This is a genomic window from Nocardia sp. NPDC050378 (assembly GCF_040655675.1).
GTDB classification, from domain to species: Bacteria; Actinomycetota; Actinomycetes; order Mycobacteriales; family Mycobacteriaceae; genus Nocardia; species Nocardia coubleae.
On the sequence record NZ_JBFAKI010000046.1, the window covers coordinates 1 to 1,062 of the forward strand.

General features: G+C 64.5%; 2 protein-coding genes. One reads left to right on the forward strand and one right to left on the reverse strand.

The window, feature by feature from the left end; genetic code table 11:
• Positions 1-42: 42 nt before the first annotated feature.
• Positions 43-564, reverse strand: coding sequence for a MarR family winged helix-turn-helix transcriptional regulator (locus AB0I35_RS32360; protein WP_357400108.1), 522 nt, complete (start codon positions 562-564; stop codon positions 43-45).
• 116 nt (positions 565-680) lie between these two features.
• On the opposite strand from AB0I35_RS32360, the gene AB0I35_RS32365 reads away from it, so the two are divergent.
• Positions 681-1,055, forward strand: coding sequence for a DoxX family protein (locus tag AB0I35_RS32365; RefSeq protein ID WP_357400109.1), 375 nt, complete (start codon positions 681-683; stop codon positions 1,053-1,055).
• The last annotated feature ends 7 nt before the right edge of the window (positions 1,056-1,062 follow it).

Sequence of the window (1,062 nt, forward strand, 5' to 3'; positions counted from 1 at the left end):
CTGTGTGACCGATCAGCGCGGTGTGACCCGCGGTCGTGGTGGCTACGGCTCTTGCCGAGTATCAGGCGGTATCTGGCCCGGCAGTCCAGGGGGGCATCCGTCGTCGTATACGACCTGTCTCATCCGGTTGGTGATTTCGCCGAGCTGGCGGACCTGGGTTTTGGTGAGGGGGTCGAAGACGAGGCGGCGGACTTCGGCGACATGGGCGGGGGCGGTGGCCGCGACTTTGTCCCAGCCGTCATCGGTCAGCACCGCCAGGGTGGAGCGGCCGTCGTCGGGGTCGGGGTGGCGGGTCACCCAGCCGCGCTTGTCGAGGCGGTCGACGGTGCGGGACAGGCGGGTCAGGGAACCGTTGGCGAGGGCGGCGAGGTCGCTCATGCGCCGGGTGCGCCGTGGCGACATCGATAGCATCGCCATCACCTGATATTCGAAGTGACTGATGCCGGCGTCCTGTTGCAGTTGGGCGTCGAGGCGGTCGGGCAGCCGGGTGAGCACACCGACGAGTGAGAACCAGACCTGCTGTTGTTGTTCGGTCAGCCACTGGGGCTCCTCGTTCACTGCCACAACCCTCTCCTTACTTGCCGACGCAAGTATAACCTTGCCATCTATCACTTGACGGAGCAAGTAATCTGCGCCTACAGTTGCTTGCAATATCAACTAAATTTGCTGAGGAGCAAACCATGAACGTCGTCCTGTGGATCATCGCCGGAATCCTTGCCGCCGCCTTCCTCGGCGCCGGCCTGATGAAGATCGCCCAGCCCAAACAGAAGCTTGTCGAGTCCGGTATGGGCTGGGCGGGCGATTTCGGTGATGGTGCGGTCAAGGCCATCGGCGTGGTGGAAGTGCTCGGTGCGCTCGGCCTGATCCTGCCCGCGGTCTTCGATATCGCCCCGGTGCTCGTGCCGCTCGCCGCGACCGGTCTGGCGCTGGTGATGGCCGGTGCCGCGGTCGTCCACGGGCGTCGCAAGGAGCCGCAGATGATCGTGGCAAATCTCGTGCTACTCGCCTTGGCTGTGTTCGTGGCTTGGGGCCGGTTCGGCACCTACGCTTTCTGAGAGCTCC

Excerpts from the sequence above, each read along its gene's own strand:
- AB0I35_RS32365 (WP_357400109.1), top strand. The coding sequence starts at position 681 with ATGAACGTCGTCCTGTGGATCATCGCCGGAATCCTTGCCGCCGCCTTC.